A 19,772-nucleotide genomic window follows, 5' to 3' on the forward strand; every position below is an offset into this window, starting at 1 on the left:
GGTCAGGCGCCCCCGTCGGCGTCGTCTCCGGTCCCGTCGTCACCGCTGGCGTTCTCGGGGGCGGCCGGTTCGGTTTCGGAGTCGGAGTCGGAGTCAACCGATTCGGTTTCGGAGCCGGGGTCAGCCACATCGGTTTCAGAGTCGGCGTCGGAATCGGTCGTTTCGTCGCTTCTCCCGACGTCATCGTCTTGGACGGCTTCACCGTCACCATCGTCTTGCTTGGATTCAGCTTCGTCGTCATCACCGTCTCCGCCGTCTTGCTCGGATTCGGCTTCGGCGTCTTGCTCGGAATCGGATTCGGTGTCTTGGTCGTTCTCTCCGGCATCGTCCTCGACATCCGCTTTCTCGACGCCGTCGTCTTCTCCGTCCTCGGATTCGCCGTCTTCCTCGGTCGTCTCGACTTCGTTCGTTCTGACTGCGTTGCTCGTCTTGACGTCGATGCGCATCACGAGGTCGTCGGGGTCGACGTGCGCGTGGTGGTGCCACGAGAACCGGAGCTTGCCGGTGAGCGAGAACGACCCGTCTATCTCGCGGGCGATGCGGACGTGGTTCGTGCCGGTCGCGTCGACCGAAACGTCGGCGAGGGCGCTCGTCCGGCCGTCGGCGGTGAGTTCGAGGTCCGAGACCGCGACCGACGTCCAGGCGGCCGAGGCGGAGACCGTGACGCCGAGCGCGACCACGTCGTTCGCGCCGACGCCCTGTCCCTTCCGCCCGTGTTTGTCCGGGTACTCGGTGCCGCCGACGGTCATCGTCACCTTACTGCCGTCGAAGTCGACGCGGAACGACTCGGTTCGGCCCGACCTCCACGCGTGTTGCCAGTCGTTGTTCTGCTTGTGGAGGCGCGTCTCGGAGCTTCCGGAGCGCTTCAGGACCGCGACTTCGTAGTTCTCCGGCTCCGAGTTGCCGTGAACGAAGCCGTCGTAGGGCTCGCCATAGCGGGCGAGCGTCGCCCAGTCCCAGCCGCCCATCGCGTCGCGGGCGTTGCCGGAGCCGGACGACGAATCCTCGTCGTCTCCGTCGTCGTCGGCCTCGCAGGTCGCGCCGCCGTCGTCGTCGGCCCGCTGGTCGAGCGCGAACCGGAGGTCGACGCCCGCGATATCCGAGGCGACTTCGTTGCCGGCGCTCGACGGGAGCCGCCACGCGATGACGAAGTCGACCGACTCGCCGGACGCGAGTTCGTAATCGAGGTCGAACGTCTCGTCCGCGACGAAAATCGAGTCGAGGGTCGCGTAGTCGGAACTCCCGCAGAGGTACGTCTTCGACCCGTCGGGGGCTTCGAGCCACGCGCGGACTTCGAGCACCTGCGCGAGTTCGCCGTCGCCGACGCGGGGGTCGTTCTGCGACGGAGGCTCCGACTGCCCGTTTTCGTCGTCAGTGACGCCGAGCACGTCGATGTCGAGGAAGCCGGTGAGCGACCCGCGGTTGCGAAGCGTCAGCGACGCGGTGCCGCTGTCGCCGGGCGCGAGGGCCGACTCTTCGAGGAACGTGAGTTGCTCGTCGTCGCCGTCGACCGTCAGGTCGAGCGTGCCGACGCCGAACGACGCGTCGGCGCGCTCGGCGTCTGAAAACGCGGAGTAGGTGCCGACGCCCGCGGCGGCGCTTCCGGCGCTAATCGTGAAGAGCCCGCCGAGGAATCGGCGTCGGGTGAGCGTCAGCGTTGGTGTCTGTTTCGGCATCGAGAGGCGTGAAGTCGTCGTGCGCGTTCGGAGGGGCGGAACGAAAGAGCTGGACGCGGTCGGTTCGACCGGGTTGGTTCCGGGTCGAGTCGGCCGGGTCGCGTCGTCTGCGTCGCCCGCGAACGCGAGGTGTAAGTACTGGCTGTCCCGCTGGTTCTACTGGCTGTCCCGCTGGTTCAGTTCGAAGTCGAACTGGATGTCGAGCCCGTCGGCTTGGAACTCGTTTCCGGCGCTCTCCTGCATCTCCAGCGCGAAGGAGAACGTCTTCGTCTCGCCAGACGCGAGGGCGATGTCCCGGACGTTGGAATCGTCGTCCTCGCCGTCGTTGTTGTCGACCACGTCGGCCAGCGTGGCCGAGCCACCGAATCGGTCGGCGAGCACGTCGAGGCTCCCGACTTCGAACGTCGTCACGTCGAGGACGCCCGCGAGGTCCGCCACCGAGGCGTCCGCGTCGCCGTCGTCGCCGGCCGTGGCGTCGCTGTCGTTTTCGGTCAGCGTGAGGTCGATATCGAGGCTCCCGTCGAGCGTGCCGTCGTTTTCGAGGTCGACCTCGAAGGTGTCGGTCTCGTCGCCGGGCGCGAGGCCCGTGGCGCTGAAGCTCGCGGAACTGGCTCCGTCGGCGAGGCTCAGCGTCCCCGCCTGAAGCGTGTTCTCGGTGCTCGATTCGGTGTCGTTGAACAGGGCGAACGTGCCCACCCCGGCGGCGGCGCTTCCCGCACCAATCGTGAGGAGGCCTCCGAGGGCGCGGCGTCGTGTGAGTTTGAATACTTTGTCTGCCATTTGATTTCTCCGTGCGGCCCACCGTACACCCACTCCCTTCCGTGATATTCTGGGTGGGGTGACCTTCAGATATCTCTACTCGATTACGCGGGAATAACCCGATACCACCATTATGCGGTATCCGGCAAAAACCGAGCGACGTGGTAGCGCTCGGCACGAACTCAGCGGGACGAGCGCCACCCGGACCGCCTCGGGTCGGCGACGCGCCGTCTCACTCGGCGTCGAACAGTTCGGCGAAGACCTTGCGCTGGGCCGCCCGGAGGTGTTGGGTGAACGTCGACCGCGAGACGCCGATGGCCTCGGCCACCTCGGCGGCGCTGTGGCGCTTCGGCCGCTCGAAGTAGCCCGTCCGGTACGCGACTTCGAGCGACTCGCGCTGGCGGTCGGTCAGTCCGTCCAACACGCTGGCACCGATATCGGACTCGACGGTGCGGTGGCTCCGCGCGGTCATGACGACGCTGTCGAAGGCCGCCGCGAGCGCCTCGACGAACGGGCCGGCCGGTCGCCGCCGGGGGAGGTCGACGACGACGGTCGCCTCGCCGTCCGCCACGACGACGCGGTGGAGGACGCCGCCCGCGTCGGCGATGGTCGTCCCCAGCGAGGGCGCGGCCGTGTCGAACTGCGCCCGGACGACCCCGTCGCCGGCGGTCACGGCTCCGGGAGTCACGCCATCGAGACCGGCCAGCGCGTCTGTCACCGCGGCCTCGGACGCGCCGCGGACCGTCACGAAGTAGCGCTCCCTGTCGCCGCGGGGCAACACCGTGTGGACGACGACTTCCGCGTCGCGGCCGAGCGCGTCGCCGACCGCCAGAAGCCCCGCGTCGGCGTCGCGGACGCTGAGGCGGACACGGACGACCTCGTCTGCCACGAGCGCCTCGCGGCTCTCGGCGGTGCTGAGGGCGTAGCCGAGCGTCTCCGCCAGCTCTTCGAACCGGCGGCGCTCGCGGTCGTCGTCGGCACCGCGGCGGTACACGCCGAGGACGCCGTAGTCGACGCCGCCGTGCCGGAGCGCGACGGCGACCGCGGTTTCGATACCGTCGGCGGCCGCGGCCGCCATCCACCCGGCGTCGGGAGCGGTCGTCGGCGCGTCGGAGTCGATATCGGCATCGTCGGCGGTATCAGCGTCGGTGTCGGCGTCGGCATCGACGTCAGTGTCGGCATCGAGGCCGCCCGCGTCTCCGACGGCGCGGACGACCGTCGTCCCCTCGCGGAAGGCGGTCAGGCTCGGTTCGGTCGAGCCGCGCCGGACCGCCGCGTCGGCGTCGAAGACGCCCGCCGCCCGGAGGTACGACTCGTCGCCGACGACGGCGAGCGGGTCGAGTCCGCCGCCCGCGGTGCGCTCGCCCACCCACGCCGCGACGGTGTCGGGGTCGCTCCCGATGTACCGACAGAACGACTCCGCGACTTCGACGCGCGACGACTGTCGGACGAGAATCTCCCGAATCGCCTCCTTCGTGTCGCGCTCGCGTTCGAGTCGGCGCTGGTGGTTGACCTGCGCCGTGATGTCCCGGAGGACGCCGATGGTTCCCGGCAGTCCGTCGTCGACGACGTGGTCGATATCGAGGATGCAGTGTCGCGTCTCGCCGCCGCGGTCGCGGATGCGGATGTCGAGCGACTGCGGGACCGACAGGTCGAGCGCGTCGCGGACGCGCCCCCGGTCGTCGGGGTGGACGACCGTCTCGACGATGTCGCCGTCGGTGAGCGCCGCGCGGTCGTACCCGGTGAGCGTCGTCGCCGCCTCGTTGACGAGGACGACGCCGCCGTCGCGGGCGACGAAGATGGCGTCGCGGACGTTCTCGACCAGCGTCCGGTAGCGCGCCTCGCTCTCGGCGAGCGCGCGCTCCGTTCGGTGTTTGTCGACCGCCGTCCGAACGCGGGTGGCGAGCGCCGCGGCGCTGTCGTCGACGCTCGTCTTGACGATGTAGTCGTCAGCGCCGGCCGACAGCGCGCTACTGGCGAGCCCCTCGTTTCCGGCACCCGTAAAGAGGAGAAACGGGATGTCGGGTCGGACGTCGCGGACCGCCGCCAGCAGTTCGATTCCCGTCCGGCCGGGCATGTAGTAATCGCTGACGACGCACTCCACGTCGTCGGTGAGGCGGGCGAGCGCGCCCTCGGGGCTGTTGGCCTCGTACACGTCGAAGTCGGGAGCCACCTCGCGGAGTCGATGCACCACGAGCGTCAGCCAGTCGCGGTCGTCGTCGACGAGGAGAACCGTGACGGGGTCCGCGCTCGTTCGGTCTGTCGTCTCGGTCACGGCAGTTCGGCCGTCCGTGGCGCATCGACCGGCATAAACTGTTCGGGTGCGAACATCGGGGGCGCTCAAGGAACCCGGAACGCCGGTCCAGTTACGCCGACAGCGGGGCGGTGAGAGCGCTCGAACATATAGTTTAAATACAAGAGTGAGCACAGAACACGCACCGATGGACGCGAACAGCGGTCGGGTGCAGTGAGCGATGGGCTGGCAGTACACCGTCTTCGCGCTTCCGACGCTCTTTGCGATGATTACCGCGGCTCTCCTCGGCGTGTACAGCCTGCGGTACATGCGGGCCCACGGCCGGTCGTCCGAACTCGTGGCGTTCTTCGCCGTGAACGTCGGGCTCGTCCTCTGGACCGGCTTTTCGACCCTCAAGCTACTGCAGACGGACCCGTCGCTGAAGCTCCTGTTCTACCGGTTTCTCTACTTCGGCGTCGCCCCGCTCGGCGCGCTCGCGTTCCTCTTTACGCTCCTCCACACCGACCGAGTCAGCCGAATCACGCCCGGGCTGGTCGCGGCGGTCATGGCCGTCCCGGTCACCTTTCTGGCGCTCCTGTTTACGAACCCGAGCGGCCTCGCCATCGAGGCGACGCGCCTCGTCGAGACGGGCGGACTCGTCGTCATGCGGGTCGACGTCGGCCTCGGCCACGTGGTGTTGGAGTTGCTCTACAACGCGGTGCTCTGCGCGCTGGCCGTCGCGCTCATCCTCACCGAGGCGGGTCGACTGGGACGACCGTACATTCCGCAGGCGGTTTTGGTGAGCGTCGGCCTCGTCGCCCCGTTCGTCTTCACGGCCTGCACCGCGCTCGGAATCCCACCGTTCGGGAGCGACGGCGTGAATCTCGTGCCGACCTCGGCCGCGATCACGTCGGCCGCCATCGGCGTCGCGCTCTTTCGCTACCGGTTTCTCGACCTGCCGCCCATCGCCTACACGACCGCGATGGAGGAGTCGCCCGACGGCGTGTTCGTCCTCGACGCCGACGAGCGAATCGTCCACGTCAACACCCGCGGCGCGGAGCTCTTAGAGCGCTTCGGCGCGGCCGTCGGCGACCCGGTCACGGCCGTCTCGTCGGACCTCGACCTGACGACCGAGAGCAACGACAGCGTCAGAACCACGCGAGCGGACGGCGAGACGGTGTATCTCAGCGCCCGGTCCCAGCGGCTCGAACGGGGCGACCAGACCGTCGGGTGGGTCATCGTCCTCCGCGACGTGACCGAGTTGCACCGTCAAAAACAGACCATCCTCTCCCGAAACGAGAAGCTCACGCTCCTCAACCAGATAATCCGCCACGACATCCGAAACGACGTGGCCGTCATCCTCGGCAACGCCCGGCTTATCGAGGAGTCGGTCGAAGACGAGGTGGTCCGCAAGCGTCTCAACACGATACTCAGAAACGGGGAACACGCCTCCGAGCTCACGGTGAACGTCCGGAACCTCATGGCGACGATGCTCGACGACGAGGAGACGACCCGGCCGACGGCGCTCGCCGGGCCGCTCTGGGCGGAGGCGAGCGCGGTCCGCGACGGCGCGTCCGACGCCGCGGTTTCGCTCCCCGACGAGCCGCCGGAGGTGACCGTCGTCGCCGACGACATGCTGGGGACCGTCTTCCGCAACCTCCTCACGAACGCGGTGCGACACAACGACGCCGGCCGGGCCGAAATCGACGTGTCGGTCGGGGTGCGAGACGACGACGCGCTCGTCCGCATCGCCGACAACGGACCGGGCGTCCCCGACGAGCGCAAAGAGGAGGTGTTCGGCCGCGGCGAGAAGGGCCTCGAAAGCCCCGGGACCGGCCTCGGGCTCTACCTCGTCGACACCATCGTCAGCGGCTACGGCGGCGACGTGTGGGTCGAAGACAACGACCCCCGCGGCGCGGTCTTCGTGGTCCGCCTGCGGAGAGCCTGACGGGACGACCGAGCGCCCGAGCACTCAAGTCATCAACACACAAACACGTCGAGCGATGCCCTCCACCGTTCTGCCCGCCGGCGTCAGCCGGTGGCGAGTGGCCGTGTTCGCGGCCCTCGCGGCCGTCATCTCGGCGCTCGGTGTCGTCGTCGAGGCGTACAACTACCGGCACGGAACGAGCTATCTCCGGTTCGGTGTCGGATGACGGGGGTGAGCGACACCGCCGTCGTCGGGGCGATAGCCGCCGCGTCGCTCATCGTGGGACTCGTCGTCGCCGTCGACGGCCCGCAGGTCGACCTCGCGGCCGGCGTCGTCTGGACCGGCGCGACCGGCATGGTCCTCCTGCGGGTTCGCGGATGGGTCCGCGAGGCTCGGAGCGACGAGCCGCCCGAACCGGGGCCGCTCGTGCGTCTGGCCGAACTCGACTACGACCCGCGATACGACCGCTATCTCGGGGTCGCCCTGTTCCTCCTCGGTGTCGGGGCGTTCGCGTCGCTCCTCGTCGTCGACACGTCCGACTCGAACGCGTTGTTCCTCGTCGGCGTCGGACACTTCTGTCTGATTGCCGCGCTCGGGGCGGTCGCGCTCGCCGAGAGATAGTGCGAACAAACGGAACGACCGCGCCGCCGTCCGCTGTTTTTTGAGAACCGGGCCAAAAAGACTACTTAGGGGGCTGACAATCTCCAGGTGTCCGCTCGATACTGTCTGGTCGGCGGACTTGTGACATAACATCGCAGGCAGGCGGCCCATCCCGTGCCACCGGTACTCCGACCCTGCCCCCTCGGACTGCCGCCCGATGGTCCGCCCCTACATTTCTACCCTCTCACCGCGTGTTCCGCGAGCGACCGGTCCGCGACCGGTCCGCGACTCAGTCGCGCCCCGGAGCGCCGGCCCCGTCGAGACCGGCCACGCGGGACTCGATTTTGCCGTAGGCTCGGGCGACCGTGCCGCGGAGCGACTCCGTCGCGAGGACGGCGAAGCCGGTGAAGATAGTCGCGAAGCCGACGACGGTGAGCGTCGAAATCGACTCGCCGAGGAGCGCCGTTCCCCCGAGCGTCGCGACGATGGGCACGGCGTAGAAGACGAGGTTGCCGCGAATCGGGCCCACGTCGTCGAGGAAGCCGAAGTAGGTGAGGTAGGCCACCGCGCCGGCGAAGACGCCGACGTAGGCGAGCGCGAGGAGCGCCGTCGGCGACCACGTGGCCGCGGCGAGCGACTCGCCGGAAGCGACGCTCATCCCGTGGGTGAGCGCCGCGCTGACGGGGAGCGCCCACGCCGTGCGGACGGTGCTCGAAAGCGACGTGTCGGCCCAGCGGATGAGGACGGTCCCGAGCGCGCCGCTGACCGCGCCGAGGAAGACGACGCCCTTCCAGAGCGCCTCGCCGCCGAGCAGGTTCGCGGGGTCGACGCCGACGACGAGGCCGACGCCGAGGAGACCGATGAGCATCCCGAGCGCGCCACGGGTGGAGAGTCGTTCGTCGGCGAGGAGCGCCATGGCGAACACGGGCGTCAGAATCGGGTTGAGACTGAAGATAATCGACCCGACGCCGCTGGAGACGTGCTCCTGTCCGACGAACAGGAGGGCGTTGGCGAGGCCGATGACGAACACGCCGGTGGCGAGGATGCCGACCACGTCGCGGACCGACCGCGGGAGCAGTTCGGCGCGGGGGCGGGTGGCGACGACGTAGCCGACGAGGAGCACCGCCGCGATGTCGAACCGGAGCGCGACGAACAGGAGCGGCGGCAGGTAGTCGAGACCCGCTTTCGCGGCGACGAACGTCCCGCCGAAGAAGAACGCCGTCAGGGCGAACAGGACGAACCGCCGGCGCGCCGCCGTCACCATACCGCACCTCCGACCGAGAGACCGAACGCAGAGTGAAGTGAACGCATCTTGGATACACGTACGACTCCCCCACGTATAGTTTGATTCAGAAATTAATTCAGGGTAAGAAAAAGGCGTGCGCGGCGAGCATGATTCATTATGTGAAATTCTTTCACGACGCGAAAGACGTTTACCGGGGCACGCACAACCCCGATGCATGGAGTCGGCATTAGACGAGATAGAGTTCCTCGCGCTCTCGCAGAACCGCGTCGACGCGCTCAGATACCTCGCCGAGCGGCCGCACTCCAGACGCGAACTGGTCGAGCGGACCGGGGCGTCACAGCCGACGATGGGCCGGATTCTCAGCGATTTCGAAGACCGGTCGTGGCTGGTCCGCGAGGACGGCGCGTACCGGGCGACGGTGACGGGCGAACTCGTCTCTCGGGGCTTCGACGACCTCGTCGACATCCTCGACACCGACGCCAAGCTCCGGCCGGTCGTCGAGTGGCTCCCGACCGACGCCATCACGTTCGACCTCGAACACCTGACCGAGGCGACGATTACCACGCCGAGTCAGGTCCGACCGAACGCGCCGGTCAAGCGCGCCGTGACCCTTCTGAGCGAGGCCGAAGACGTGCGAATCTTCTCCTACGCCTTCAACGAGCAGAACCTCGACATCGTCAGGGAGCGGACCGCCGCCGGCGACCAGCGGTTCGAGGGCGTCTTCTCGTCGGCCGCCATCGACGCGCTCGCCCACGACTCCCAACTGCGCGAACAGCTCCGCGACCTCCTCGACGCCGACGCGGCCGCCGTCCGCATCACCGACGAGCCGATTCCGATGGCGGCGACCATTGCCGACTCGACCGTTCATCTGTTCCTCCGCGACGACACCGGTATCCTTCAGGCCTCCATCGACGTGACCGAACCGGAGGTGCTCGCGTGGGCCGACGAACTGTTCGAGCGCTACTGGGAGGCGGCGGAGCCGCTCGACCTCGACCGGCTGTAACGGGCGGGCGTCGCCGAGAGTACCCCCGTTGCCACCCGTCAGCCGACCCACAATACATATCGGCGACCTGCGAGAAGCCGACGTATGCCCTCGCCTTCGTTCCCTCCCTCCAACGATTCTACTGACTCTCCCGCGAATCCCGACGCCGGCTCCGACTCCCCGTCGCGTCGCGCGTTTCTTGCCACCGCCGGCACCGCCCTCGTCGGCGGGCTCGCCGGCTGTTCGTCGCTTCGGCGGTTCCAGTCACCCGACGGGACGGACTGGTCCGCCTCCGTGCCCGAACCGAGCGTCCTCTCGCCGCCGTCGGCCACCGACGGGGTCGTCGCCGTCATCGGCCACCGGAGCGACGACATCGACGACGGGCGCGTCGTCGCGTTCGACCACGAGAGCGGCGAGCGCCTGTGGAGCCACGACTTCGGCCGGGCGACAGGCCTGCTCGCCGACGGCGGCTCGGTGTACGCGGGCGAGAGACTCGGGTCGGGTCGCGGTCGAATCTACGCGTTCGACGCGGCCGACGGGAATCAACGATGGACCCAGACCGTCGGCAACATCGGCTCTTCGATGGCCATCGCGGGCGACACTCTCTACACGGCGAACGGGACGCTCGCGGCGCTTTCGACCGACGACGGCGCGGTCCGCTGGGAACAATCCGAAGTCGACGGCGTCGGGTTTACCGTCGCCGTCGCCCCGCAGGACCAGCTGTTCGCCGACGAGCGAGCGGTCTACTACGGCGACGACGAGGGCGTCTTCGCCATGTCGCCCGGCGACGGGAGCCTCCGGTGGGCGTGGCGGCCGGACCGCTGGGACTGGGCCGACGTGGGCCCGGTTCCGGCCGGCGATAGCGTCTACGCCGGGAGCGCAGGCGATATCGCCATGCTCGACGCGGACGACGGGTCGCTCCGGTGGCGCACCTCGTTCGGGGACGACGCGCAGGTCGTCGGTGTCCACGAGCGGGGCTCGACGGTTCTGGTCGCGGAGGGGACCGACGAGTCGCCGTCGGACACCTTCGGAACGCTGTACGAACTCGCGGTTCGAGACGGGTCGGAGCGGTACGAAGTCCGCTTCGACAGCCCGGTCGAGCGAACCGCCTCGACCGACGAGGCGTTCGTCGTCGGGACTCGCGCGGGGCGGATTCGGTGGTCCCGCGGCGCGTCGTTTTTCGAGCCGTTCGAGACGACGCTCTCGGCCGACGGCTATCTCCTCGGCGCGGCCGGGACGCAGGCGTTCGCACAGACGGGCGAGGGGACGCTCTGGGCGCTCTCGCCGGACCGGTAGAAGCAGAGCTCAGAGCTGTCGCCGTGAAAACGCTCGTCAGAACGAGCCGCGCCGTGCGCGCGGTGCGCCGGCGTCAGAAACCGCGACCGAGCGATGCCCTCGCTCCCCGCCCGTCACTCGAGGTCGTCGAACGAGTCGACCTCGTCCCAGCAGGAACACGGCAGGTCGTCCAGAGAGGTGACTTCGTCCGGGAGGCTCGTGATTGGAATCCCGGAGCCGGCCTCGTCGCAGTCCCGCTGATGAACGCTGAAGTCGTCGCTGGACATCGTGTACATGGTCAGCACACGCTGTTCGCCGGCTTCATTGAAACAGTTTGTGAGTGCGACAAGCGAGCGCGGGGCGTCAGAGAACCCGGAAGACGCGAACCGTGTCGCGCTTGCCCGGTTCGCAGAGCAGTTGCGCGAGACCGAGGTCGGAGAACTCGTCTTTCCAGTTGCGGTGATACAGCGGGAAGTCGTCGTTGACGTAGCTCACCTCGGAGCCGGAGCGCCCGCGCGTCGGCCCGTTGCCCTCGTTTTCGGCGGTTATCACGAGGTCCGACGAGACGCGCGCGATCTCTTCGAACACCCACGTGTCGTCGGGGTGGACGTGCTGGAGCGTCTCGACGGAGTAGACCACGTCGAACTTGTCGTCGGGGAAGTCGGGGAGCAGGTCCTCGATTGCGCCGGTGAGGAACGTGCCGGTGTCGACGAGTTCGGGGAAGTACTCGGCCATCACCTCGAAGGAGTCGTCGTTGATGTCGATGCCGGTGATGTCCTCGTAGCCGCGGTCGTGGAGGTGCGCGAGGTGGCGACCGGAGCTACAGCCGAGTTCGAGAATCGACGCGTCTTCCGCCGCGTAGTGCTCGAACACGGTCGCGAGCGTCTCGCTGACCTCGTTCGGGCCGATTTGGGCGTAGTACTCCGGCGAGAAGTCGCCGGAGCGCTCGGCCCACCCGCGGTGGTTGTCGTCTGCGTCCATACCCGGAGTAGCGAACGGGCGGGTAAATGTTCCGCGGAGTGCGCGCCGCCGGGGCGACGCGCGAGGAGAGTCGGAACATCCGGCGACTGCGCGGGGCTCGAGTGCGCTGGAGGGCGCGATGGGGACGTGCTGGAGGGCACGTCGGGGAGGTGTGCGTCAGGGGGACCGAACTGGAGGGTGCGTCAGGGGGATTCGGCGTCCCGCGAGGGGACAGGGTGCGAATGTGCCGTGGAGGGCTGGAGGGGGAGCGCCGCCGCGGGCACGAGCAGTCGGGTGTACCAGTCGAGCGTGCCGGTGCCTCGCTCGCGGCGCGTGCGTCAGCGGGTCGTCGACCGCGGCCTCACATCGAGTCGTCGGTCGTCGTCTCGTTCTCGGTCGTCTCGTTCGCTGTCGTTTCGTTCGCTGTCGTCGTCTCTTCTTCTGTCGTCTCCATCTCAGTCGTCGTCTCGTCTTCCGACGTCTCGTCTTCTATCGTCTCCATCTCGGTCGTCGTCTCGTCTTCTTCAGTCGTTTCTTCTGTCGTCTCGTCTTCCGTCGTTGTCTCGTCCTCGGTCGTCGCCTCGATACCACCGGACTCCGCCGTCGTCTCGGTGTCGCCGACCGCGGGTTCGCCGTCCGTACCGTTCGTGCCGTTCACGGGACCACCACCACCGCCCGTGTCCGTACAGCCGGCGAGTGCGACGGTCGCTACCGCGACTCCGACACCGAACTGCCGTCGAGTGAGCGTTTCGCGCATCGCAGTCAGCAGTCTCGCTCGGCGGATGATAATGGGGGAGAGTCGTCCCGACCGTTCTCCCCGTGAACAACCGTTTCGACCGACTGTTTCGACCGTTTCAGTCGGATTAACGGAACGTTTGCCGGTCGTTCGCGGGCCGGCGAAGACGGCACGGTACGGCACAGTACGGCGATTATCACGCATCTACGGCGGGGACCGACGAGAAGCAACAGCGGGCAGTCACGAGCGGCGACCAGCGCCGTTCGAAGACGTCGAGACGCGACGTACCCGCCGCGAACCGCGGCGTCGACGACCGGAGGTGACGTCGAGCTCGCGCGCGCCGGATGAGCGAATAAAATTTCTAATTTTGAAACATTCTCCGCATATTGACAGTCAAAAGAGTTGTAAAAATGTCTAACGAACAGATAAACAAAACATTATACACTAGCAGAGTCGACAAATAGAGAACGAACAATGCCTGTCAAACGCATCTCTCCGTTCGTGTGGGCGCTCGTCGCGACGCTACTCGTCGTCGCGGGCGGCGTCTCGCCGGTCGTCGTCGCCGCGGACGGCGTCGAGGTGCGTGCGGTCGACCACACCGGCTCGGGCGTCGTCGCCACCGAGAACGGCCGGACGTACGTCGCCTCGTGGCGGCCCTCGACGGTTTCGGTGGCCGTCGCGGCGGACGGCGGCGACTACGAGGTCTGTCTCCGGACCGACCTCGACGACGGCTCGACGATGCAGTTGGGGTGCGAGCCGCTCGGGGCGGGGGCGAACGCGACCGGCGACCAGCGCGTCGACTTCGAGTTCGAAACGTGGCCGGCGAACGCGACCGGCGACCGCACCGTAACAGCCGTCGTCAGACCCGGCGGCGGCGAGCCGGTCGCGCAGGCGAGTCACGGCGTCACGGTGCTCGCGCCGGCCGGGGACGCCGACGGCGACGGTCTCGGCAACCGTGACGAACTCGACCGCGGCACGGACGTGCTCGTCGCCGACACCGACACCGATGGCGTGCCCGACGGCGAGGAAGTCAACCGCTACGAGACCGACCCGACGAGCACTGACACCGACGGCGACGACCTCAGCGACGGCGTCGAAATCAACGAGCAGGGAGCAACCCGACCGAGACGGACACCGACGGCGACGGCCTCGACGACGGTGCGGAGGTGACGACCCACGGCACGGACCCGACGACCGCCGACACCGACGGCGACGGTCTCGACGACGGCGCGGAAGTCAACGACTACGAGACCAACCCGACCGCCACCGACACCGACGGCGACGGTCTCGACGACGGGCCGGAGGTCAACGTCCACGAGACGAATCCCACCGCCGCCGACACCGACGGCGACGGCCTCGACGACGGCGCGGAAGTCAACCGCTACGAGACGAACCCAACCGAGGCCGACACCGACGGCGACGGTCTCGACGACGGGCGCGAGGTCAACGTCATCGGGACCGACCCGAACCGCGGCGACACCGACGGCGACGGGCGCGGGGACGGCGCGGAGGTCGAAGCGGGGACCGACCCGAGCGCCGCGCCGGGGTCGGTCGTCGGGTCGCTGGAACTCGGCGACGACGGCTGGTTGCTCGTGCTCGCGGTCGCGGCCGTCGCGGTCGCCCTGCTCGTCGTCGGCGCGCGAGTCCGGAGGACCGACGCGAGAGCGCGACTATCTGACGTTCGCTCGCTCGCGACCGACCGCGTCGACGAGGCCGCCGCCAACGGGGAGTCGGCGGACGGGGTTCGGACCGGCGGGAGCGGCGGCGCGGCGCGCCCGGAGTCGGCCGCCGACGGCTACCCCGACGCCGAAGAACTCCTCGACGACGAGACGCGCGTCCTCAGGCTCCTCGACGACAACGGCGGCCAACTCCGGCAGTCGAAGGTCGTCGAGGGCACGGGGTGGTCGAAGTCGAAGGTGAGCCGCGTCCTCTCGCGGATGGCCGAGGAGGGCACCGTCACGAAGATAAACCTCGGCCGGGAGAACCTCATCGCCCGCCCCGAGGACGTGCCCGAACACGCCCGGTCGCCGTTCGACGAGTCCTGAGCGGGTCGCGGCGCGGCCGACGCGGCCCGCGAGTCTGAATCCCGAACCGCGGTCGGAGTTGGAACATACCAACCAAGGCTATAGGCCTCGGGCGACTAGGTGAGAGCCATGCGAGAGTTCGTCTTCACGGTCGAGTACGAGCGGGGCGTCGACGAGGTGATGGACCTCTTCATCGAGAACCCGGACCTGCACTCCAAGACGATGGCGATACACGCCACGAGCGAGTCGATGTGGCGGCTCGACCGCCTCACCGGACCGACGGAGGCGCTCGAAGCGTTCGACGAGGTCATAGAGCAGGCCACCCGGTGCAACGGCGTCCTCGGGATGTGCGGCGCGCCGGTCGTCGAGTGGGACTACGAGGTGCTCTCGGAGACGCCGAACGGGCGCATCGTCTACTCCTGCCGCGAGGAGGGCGACGGGATTCAGTCGATTCCCCACGTCGCCGCGAAGCACATCGGCGACGGCCTCCTGATGCAGGCCGAACGCCGGGGCGCACAGAACCAGTGGCGACTGCTCATCTCCGACGACGACACGGTGAGCGAGATTTACGAGGAAGTCAAAGACAGCCTCAGTGAGGGCCTCTCGCTGAGCGTCCAGCGCATCAGCGAACCCGAGTGCTGGCTCGAAGAGGGCGTTTCGGCCGACGGGCTTCCGCCGGAACAGCAGGCCGCGCTCGAAGCCGCCGTCGAGTTCGGCTACTACGAGACGCCGCGGCAACACACCGTCCAAGAGATTTCGGAGGAGCTCGACATCCCGAACTCGACGCTCCAGTACCGCCTGACCCGCGCCGAGGCGTGGCTGGCCCGGCAGTTCGTCACCGAGACGCTCGGCACCGAAGTCGAAGAGCGCGTCGACCCCGAAAAGCTCGAAGCGAGCGCCTGACCCGCGAACCGCGGCCGAAAGCCCGAGAGGACGCGTCCAAATCCGGGTTGGAATATTCCAACCACACCCTGATATGCCGTGGAAGCGTACGCAACGACGTGGGAAAGGACACTTTCAGCGACATCACCGGCCTCCCGGACGACCTCGGAATCGGCGACGACCTCGCGCGGGCGGACCAGCGCGCGTCGATTCGCGTCGATACCCGACGGTACGGCAAGCCCGTGACGGTGGTCGACGGCCTCGACCTCCCGGCCGACGAACTGGACGCCCTCGCGTCGACCCTGAAGCGACGGCTCGCGGTCGGCGGGACCGTGACCGACGGGCGCATCGAACTGCAGGGCGAACACGGCGAGCGCCTCGAAGCCGCGCTCCGCGACGAGGGCTTCGGCGTCGAGCGCTGACCTCGTTTTTCGTCCGCCCGATAGCTCTCGCGGCCGAAAGAGGCGGATAACTGACGCGGCGACCGACGAGCGAGCGGCCGGTGTCTCCCGGTCGCGCGCCCCGGTGGCGGACGCGTTTGGCATATTCCAAACGAGGTCCCATTACCCTGTGTCCGGAATACACTGGTACTCAATGGACACGAAACACGTCGACTGGCGTTCGATGCGAGAGGAGTCGGCACCGACGGCGGGGCCCGAGTCCCGACAGTCCGGCGACGAGCGCGTCGAGGACGAGGCCGAGGCCGAGGCGTCCGAGGCGGCGGTCGCGGAGCGGACCGACCTCGTCTACGACGAGCAACACGGCGAGTGGGTCGACCCCGAGACGGGCGAGATTCTCCGCGAGGACGAAATCGACCACGGTCCCGAGTGGCGCGCGTTCGACGCCGCGGAGCGCGACCAGAAGTCCCGCGTCGGCGCGCCGACGACGACCATGATGCACGACAAGGGGCTGTCGACCAACATCGGCTGGCAGAACAAAGACGCCTACGGCAACTCCCTGTCGACGGGCCAGCGCCAGAAGATGCAACGACTCCGGACGTGGAACGAGCGGTTCCGCACCCGCGACTCGAAAGAGCGCAACCTCAAGCAGGCGCTCGGCGAAGTCGAGCGGATGGGCTCCGCGCTCGGCCTGCCGGACACGGTCCGCGAGACGGCCTCGGTCATCTACCGTCGCGCGCTCAACGAGGACCTACTGCCCGGTCGCTCTATCGAGGGCGTCGCCACGGCCGCCATCTACGCCGCCGCTCGACAGGCCGGCGTCCCCCGTTCCCTCGACGAGGTGCGGCGCGTCTCCCGCGTCGACAAGATGGAACTCACCCGGACGTACCGCTACGTCTCCCGCGAGCTGGGGCTGGACATGAAGCCGGCCGACCCGGCGCAGTACCTCCCGCGGTTCGTCTCCGAACTCGACGTGAGCGACGACGTGGAGCGCCGCGCCCGGTCGCTTCTCGACAACGCGAAGCGGCAGGGCATCCACAGCGGGAAAAGCCCGGTCGGGCTCGCGGCGGCGGCCATCTACGCCGGCGCGCTCCTCGCCGACGAGGAACTGACGCAGTCCGAGGTGAGCAACGTGACCGACATCAGCGAAGTGACTATCAGGAACCGCTACCGCGAACTCCTCGAAGCGACCCAGAAGCCGGGCGAACGGACCGTCGGGTCGACCGCCTAAGCCGGCGTTTCGGGCGCAAGAAGCAGTTTTTCTCTTCGATTCGGTTCGTTTTTGTTTTCGTTTTCAGTCGCCCCGTCAGTGTCGCGAGCGACTCGGTGCCCAAGCGACGCGGCGACGGTCTCACGGCCGTCAGCGGTTGCACGAACACGTCGAGCGGGTCGCACCGTCGCGTCCCGGCCGAGCGTCGCGGACGCAGTCGAGGAGTTCGCTCGCGGTCTCGCGAACGGCGCGTCGGGCGCTCGATTCGGGGCGTCGCTCTCGGTAGTCGAGGTAGAGCGCCGTCGGCAGGAGAAGCGAGGCGTACACGCCGCTGACGGCGACGGCAATCTGCACCGGGTGGTCGGCGGGGACGACCGCCCACCCGACCGCGATGAGCGCCCACAGCCCGATTCCCTGTCGAACGGTCGGACGCCATCGGTTCGTTCGCGCCGACTGCGCCTGCACGTCGAGGCTGGGGTCAACGTCGACGGCGTCGGCGTCGATATCGATGTCGGCGTCGGCGTCGATATCGATGTCGGCGTCGGCGTCGATATCGATGTCGGCGTCGGCGTCGATATCGATGTCGGCGTCGGTGTCGGCGTCATCGCCCGAGTCGGACGCCGAGCGGTCGACTCGGCGGGGCTCGGTCCGCGTGTCGTCACGTGGAGAAGCGGCGTGACGGGACCTTTGTTCGGACATAGAGTGGTGTCGGCGGCTACGACTCCGAGCCTAATGGGAACACGGTTGGAATGTGCCAACCGAGGAAAGCAGAGCGCGGCGGTCGGCCGCGGGAACTCAGTTACCGCTCGCGCCGTCGACCGGTTCCGCGAACGCGACGGTCTGTTTCACGTCGGTGACTTCGACCTCGACGCGGTCGCCGGGGTCCGTGCCGGGGACGATGATGACGAAGCCGCGTTCGACCTTCGCGATGCCGTCGCCCTGGTCGCCGAGGGTGTCGATGATGACGGTCCGAACGTCGCCCTCCGCGACGGGGGGTTCTCGCGGCTGTGAGCGCGCGTCGCGAGGGTTCGACGGCGAGTCGTCCGAGTCCCGGTCGTCGGAGCCGATGTCGCGGTCGTCCGCCGAAGTCGCCGAAGTCGTCGTCGCCGGCGTCGATTCGACCGGGGGCTCGGCCACCGACGCGGTGCCCGGACTCGAAAGCAGTGCGACGCGGTACAGCTCCCCCGCCGAAATCGACCCGCTTTCGACGAGTTCGCTCGGAATCGACACCACGTAGCGGTCGCCGTCTCGCTCGACCGAAGTCTCGAAAAGGAGCCGAAGAGAATCTGAAATATCAGTCACTCCCGCTACTTCGTCTCGGACCAAATAAAAGGTGGTGAAACCGACACACCCGTCTCGGCCGACAACGACCGACAGAACCCGCCGAACACCGGTTCCGTCGGACCGCGGGCGCACCCGAAGACACATGACAGCTCGGTTTCTCTTTCCGGCATGGCACGCGACACGCTCGTTTCGTGGCAGACGTTCGCGCTGTTCGTCCTGTTTCCGCCGGCGGCGCTCGTCGCGCTCGTGTTCTTTCCCGTGACGTTGCTCGTCTTCGGATGGCTGTACTACCGCGGCAAGTACGAGGCGGAACTGGAGTCCGACGACGAGCAGACGGATGTGAACTCGACCGGCTCGGCCCCGTGAGGCGACGCATCCCCGGGGGCGAACTCAGTCGGCGCACTCGTCGAGGTCGGTCACGGCGTGGATTCCCTCGTGGGTCAGTTCGAGCGACTCCGTCGCCACGGCGGCCGCGTCGGCGACGAGGTGCGGGCCGGTCCACCTGACCGGCGTCGCCGCCCGGCACACCCATCCCCAAACCGGTTCGCCGGTCGCGTCGAGCAGGCAGATTCGAACGTCCTGCGGAGTCGTCTCGCCGTCGGCCCACGCCCGGAACCACGCCCACAGCGACCGGTCGTCGGTGACGCCCCGGCGGAGTTCGAGCGGCGGCGAACTGGTTTCTCGACGCGGCGGCGATGGCGGGCGTGGTCGCGGTCGACGTCGCGGCCCCGGTCGCTTCCGTGCGCGGCGGCCCCGGCCGTCGGTATCAGGCGGGCGCGGCTCGGACCCCGACTCGTCGTCGTTCGCGGACTCGACCGCCACGGAGAGCCCGCGGACCTCGGAGAAGCCGAGCTTCGGGAGCACGTCGCACCGCACCCGAAACCGGTGTGCGCCGTAGGGGTCAGACTCGGCGGCGGTCACGTCTCGTCCGACGCCTCGTCGCCGGCGCGGGTCGCCTTCAGTCGCGGTTCGTCGATGCCCTGCGGCAGTCCCTCGCCGACCGGGAAGTCGAGGTCCGGAAGCGACGGGGTCGAACCGCCGTCGCGCTCGCTCTCGGGGTCGTCGGCGTCGTCGGTCTCGCCTTCCTCGTCCTCGTCCTCGCCCGTCTGGACCGCGATTCGCGCGAACCCCTCGTGGACGACGACGAGGCGCTCGACGGCGACTTCGGAGGCCATCGCGTCCAACCGGGGCGCGTCGTACCGCGAGGGCCACGCCTCGCGGAACACCCAGCGAGCGGCGGGGGTGCCCGTCGCGTCCAGCAACACGACCGCGGCGTCGCGCCGTGCCTCGTCCATCCGGCCCTGTTCGACGAGCGTTCGCCACTCGGACAGTTCGAGCGAGCGGTCGGTCACGCCGACTTCGAGCACGAGCGGCCCGTACTCGTTCAGCCCGGGGAGCTTCCGCGGCGTCGGCGGGTCCGCGCCCTCGCGGTACTCGACGACCGCCGAGGTCGCCGACGGGAGGTCACAGCGGCTGAAGCCGGCGGTCACGAGTCCCTCGATTTCGAGGATGAACCGTAGCTGTCGGTACGGGTCTGTCCGGGCGGCCATCGTCAGCGACCTCCGAGGGGAACGAGCGCC

20 protein-coding genes and 1 pseudogene are annotated in these 19,772 nt (G+C 68.5%); 10 read left to right on the plus strand and 11 right to left on the minus strand.

Going from position 1 to position 19,772, the window contains the following annotated elements; genetic code table 11:
• Positions 1–2: 2 nt before the first annotated feature.
• From C438_RS05635 to C438_RS05645, 3 genes are all read right to left on the minus strand, one after another.
• Entirely contained in the window at positions 3–1,676 is a 1,674-nt protein-coding gene (locus C438_RS05635; RefSeq protein WP_004968340.1) for a TasA family protein, read from the minus strand.
• A gap of 156 nt (positions 1,677–1,832) precedes the next feature.
• Entirely contained in the window at positions 1,833–2,456 is a 624-nt protein-coding gene (locus C438_RS05640) for a TasA family protein (RefSeq protein ID WP_049917776.1), read from the minus strand.
• 211 nt (positions 2,457–2,667) lie between these two features.
• Positions 2,668–4,710: a helix-turn-helix domain-containing protein gene (locus C438_RS05645; RefSeq protein WP_004968342.1), complete on the minus strand. Its 2,043-nt coding sequence runs from the start codon at positions 4,708–4,710 to the stop codon at positions 2,668–2,670.
• Between the two features lie 199 nt (positions 4,711–4,909).
• On the opposite strand from C438_RS05645, the gene C438_RS05650 reads away from it, so the two are divergent.
• From C438_RS05650 to C438_RS05655, 3 genes are read left to right on the plus strand one after another with little or no spacing between them, the layout of a single operon-like run.
• Positions 4,910–6,616: a histidine kinase N-terminal 7TM domain-containing protein gene (locus tag C438_RS05650; protein WP_004968343.1), complete on the plus strand. Its 1,707-nt coding sequence runs from the start codon at positions 4,910–4,912 to the stop codon at positions 6,614–6,616.
• A gap of 55 nt (positions 6,617–6,671) precedes the next feature.
• Positions 6,672–6,821, plus strand: coding sequence for a hypothetical protein (locus C438_RS19645; protein WP_004968344.1), 150 nt, complete (start codon positions 6,672–6,674; stop codon positions 6,819–6,821).
• Positions 6,818–7,216, plus strand: a complete 399-nt coding sequence (locus C438_RS05655) for a hypothetical protein (protein WP_004968345.1) — start codon at positions 6,818–6,820, stop codon at positions 7,214–7,216. The genes C438_RS19645 and C438_RS05655 overlap by 4 nt, the downstream gene beginning before the upstream one ends.
• Before the next feature lie 268 nt (positions 7,217–7,484).
• Here C438_RS05655 and C438_RS05660 read toward each other — a convergent pair whose 3' ends face one another.
• Positions 7,485–8,459 (minus strand): DMT family transporter, encoded by a 975-nt coding sequence (locus tag C438_RS05660; protein WP_004968346.1) that lies wholly within the window; start codon positions 8,457–8,459, stop codon positions 7,485–7,487.
• Positions 8,460–8,655: 196 nt separating this feature from the next.
• Between C438_RS05660 and C438_RS05665 the strand changes: the two genes are divergently transcribed.
• Positions 8,656–9,444, plus strand: coding sequence for a helix-turn-helix transcriptional regulator (locus tag C438_RS05665; protein WP_004968347.1), 789 nt, complete (start codon positions 8,656–8,658; stop codon positions 9,442–9,444).
• Between the two features lie 273 nt (positions 9,445–9,717).
• A complete protein-coding gene (locus tag C438_RS05670; RefSeq protein WP_049917834.1) occupies positions 9,718–10,719 on the plus strand; it encodes an outer membrane protein assembly factor BamB family protein in 1,002 nt (333 codons plus the stop codon).
• 113 nt (positions 10,720–10,832) lie between these two features.
• Here the strand turns inward: C438_RS05670 and C438_RS19650 are convergent, their stop codons facing one another.
• The 3 genes from C438_RS19650 to C438_RS05680 form a co-directional block, all read right to left on the minus strand.
• The gene (locus C438_RS19650) at positions 10,833–10,994 is read right to left on the minus strand and encodes a hypothetical protein (protein WP_004968349.1); all 162 of its coding nucleotides are present in this window, start codon (positions 10,992–10,994) and stop codon (positions 10,833–10,835) included.
• Positions 10,995–11,061: 67 nt separating this feature from the next.
• Positions 11,062–11,679: a class I SAM-dependent methyltransferase gene (locus tag C438_RS05675; RefSeq protein WP_004968350.1), complete on the minus strand. Its 618-nt coding sequence runs from the start codon at positions 11,677–11,679 to the stop codon at positions 11,062–11,064.
• Positions 11,680–12,019: 340 nt separating this feature from the next.
• Positions 12,020–12,415 (minus strand): hypothetical protein, encoded by a 396-nt coding sequence (locus tag C438_RS05680; protein WP_004968351.1) that lies wholly within the window; start codon positions 12,413–12,415, stop codon positions 12,020–12,022.
• A gap of 453 nt (positions 12,416–12,868) precedes the next feature.
• Here C438_RS05680 and C438_RS20165 point away from each other — a divergent pair.
• The 4 genes and pseudogenes from C438_RS20165 to C438_RS05700 all read left to right on the plus strand — a co-directional run bounded on the left by C438_RS20165 (position 12,869) and on the right by C438_RS05700 (position 16,929).
• Positions 12,869–14,439, plus strand: a pseudogene (locus C438_RS20165) (DUF7343 domain-containing protein).
• Positions 14,440–14,547: 108 nt separating this feature from the next.
• Entirely contained in the window at positions 14,548–15,321 is a 774-nt protein-coding gene (locus C438_RS05690) for a helix-turn-helix domain-containing protein (RefSeq protein WP_004968352.1), read from the plus strand.
• A 98-nt stretch (positions 15,322–15,419) separates the two neighbouring features.
• On the plus strand, positions 15,420–15,722 hold the full coding sequence (gene yciH / locus C438_RS05695; protein WP_004041255.1) for a stress response translation initiation inhibitor YciH: 303 nt from the start codon (positions 15,420–15,422) through the stop codon (positions 15,720–15,722).
• 172 nt (positions 15,723–15,894) lie between these two features.
• The gene (locus C438_RS05700) at positions 15,895–16,929 is read left to right on the plus strand and encodes a transcription initiation factor IIB (protein ID WP_004968353.1); all 1,035 of its coding nucleotides are present in this window, start codon (positions 15,895–15,897) and stop codon (positions 16,927–16,929) included.
• 129 nt (positions 16,930–17,058) lie between these two features.
• Here C438_RS05700 and C438_RS19975 read toward each other — a convergent pair whose 3' ends face one another.
• Positions 17,059–17,607 (minus strand): hypothetical protein, encoded by a 549-nt coding sequence (locus C438_RS19975; protein ID WP_004968354.1) that lies wholly within the window; start codon positions 17,605–17,607, stop codon positions 17,059–17,061.
• Between the two features lie 96 nt (positions 17,608–17,703).
• Positions 17,704–18,210 carry a TRAM domain-containing protein gene (locus C438_RS05710; RefSeq protein WP_004968355.1) on the minus strand — a complete coding sequence of 169 codons (507 nt, stop codon included), beginning with the start codon at positions 18,208–18,210 and terminating at the stop codon, positions 17,704–17,706.
• Between the two features lie 150 nt (positions 18,211–18,360).
• On the opposite strand from C438_RS05710, the gene C438_RS05715 reads away from it, so the two are divergent.
• Positions 18,361–18,558 (plus strand): hypothetical protein, encoded by a 198-nt coding sequence (locus C438_RS05715; RefSeq protein ID WP_004968356.1) that lies wholly within the window; start codon positions 18,361–18,363, stop codon positions 18,556–18,558.
• A gap of 24 nt (positions 18,559–18,582) precedes the next feature.
• Here C438_RS05715 and C438_RS05720 read toward each other — a convergent pair whose 3' ends face one another.
• Together C438_RS05720 and C438_RS05725 are read right to left on the minus strand one after the other, a co-directional pair.
• Entirely contained in the window at positions 18,583–19,113 is a 531-nt protein-coding gene (locus tag C438_RS05720) for a phage tail protein (protein ID WP_004968357.1), read from the minus strand.
• Positions 19,110–19,742, minus strand: coding sequence for a phage tail protein (locus C438_RS05725; protein ID WP_004968358.1), 633 nt, complete (start codon positions 19,740–19,742; stop codon positions 19,110–19,112). The genes C438_RS05720 and C438_RS05725 overlap by 4 nt, the downstream gene beginning before the upstream one ends.
• Positions 19,743–19,772 lie beyond the last annotated feature (30 nt).

The organism is Haloferax denitrificans ATCC 35960 (assembly GCF_000337795.1).
Lineage (GTDB): Archaea > Halobacteriota > Halobacteria > Halobacteriales > Haloferacaceae > Haloferax > Haloferax denitrificans.

Excerpts from the sequence above, each read along its gene's own strand:
- C438_RS05635 (WP_004968340.1), bottom strand. The coding sequence starts at position 1,676 with ATGCCGAAACAGACACCAACGCTGACGCTCACCCGACGCCGATTCCTC.
- C438_RS05640 (WP_049917776.1), bottom strand. The coding sequence starts at position 2,456 with ATGGCAGACAAAGTATTCAAACTCACACGACGCCGCGCCCTCGGAGGC.
- C438_RS05650 (WP_004968343.1), top strand. The coding sequence starts at position 4,910 with ATGGGCTGGCAGTACACCGTCTTCGCGCTTCCGACGCTCTTTGCGATG.
- C438_RS19645 (WP_004968344.1), top strand. The coding sequence starts at position 6,672 with ATGCCCTCCACCGTTCTGCCCGCCGGCGTCAGCCGGTGGCGAGTGGCC.
- C438_RS05655 (WP_004968345.1), top strand. The coding sequence starts at position 6,818 with ATGACGGGGGTGAGCGACACCGCCGTCGTCGGGGCGATAGCCGCCGCG.
- C438_RS05660 (WP_004968346.1), bottom strand. The coding sequence starts at position 8,459 with ATGGTGACGGCGGCGCGCCGGCGGTTCGTCCTGTTCGCCCTGACGGCG.
- C438_RS05665 (WP_004968347.1), top strand. The coding sequence starts at position 8,656 with ATGGAGTCGGCATTAGACGAGATAGAGTTCCTCGCGCTCTCGCAGAAC.
- C438_RS19650 (WP_004968349.1), bottom strand. The coding sequence starts at position 10,994 with ATGTACACGATGTCCAGCGACGACTTCAGCGTTCATCAGCGGGACTGC.
- C438_RS05675 (WP_004968350.1), bottom strand. The coding sequence starts at position 11,679 with ATGGACGCAGACGACAACCACCGCGGGTGGGCCGAGCGCTCCGGCGAC.
- C438_RS05680 (WP_004968351.1), bottom strand. The coding sequence starts at position 12,415 with ATGCGCGAAACGCTCACTCGACGGCAGTTCGGTGTCGGAGTCGCGGTA.
- C438_RS05690 (WP_004968352.1), top strand. The coding sequence starts at position 14,548 with ATGCGAGAGTTCGTCTTCACGGTCGAGTACGAGCGGGGCGTCGACGAG.
- C438_RS05700 (WP_004968353.1), top strand. The coding sequence starts at position 15,895 with ATGGACACGAAACACGTCGACTGGCGTTCGATGCGAGAGGAGTCGGCA.
- C438_RS19975 (WP_004968354.1), bottom strand. The coding sequence starts at position 17,607 with ATGTCCGAACAAAGGTCCCGTCACGCCGCTTCTCCACGTGACGACACG.
- C438_RS05715 (WP_004968356.1), top strand. The coding sequence starts at position 18,361 with ATGGCACGCGACACGCTCGTTTCGTGGCAGACGTTCGCGCTGTTCGTC.
- C438_RS05725 (WP_004968358.1), bottom strand. The coding sequence starts at position 19,742 with ATGGCCGCCCGGACAGACCCGTACCGACAGCTACGGTTCATCCTCGAA.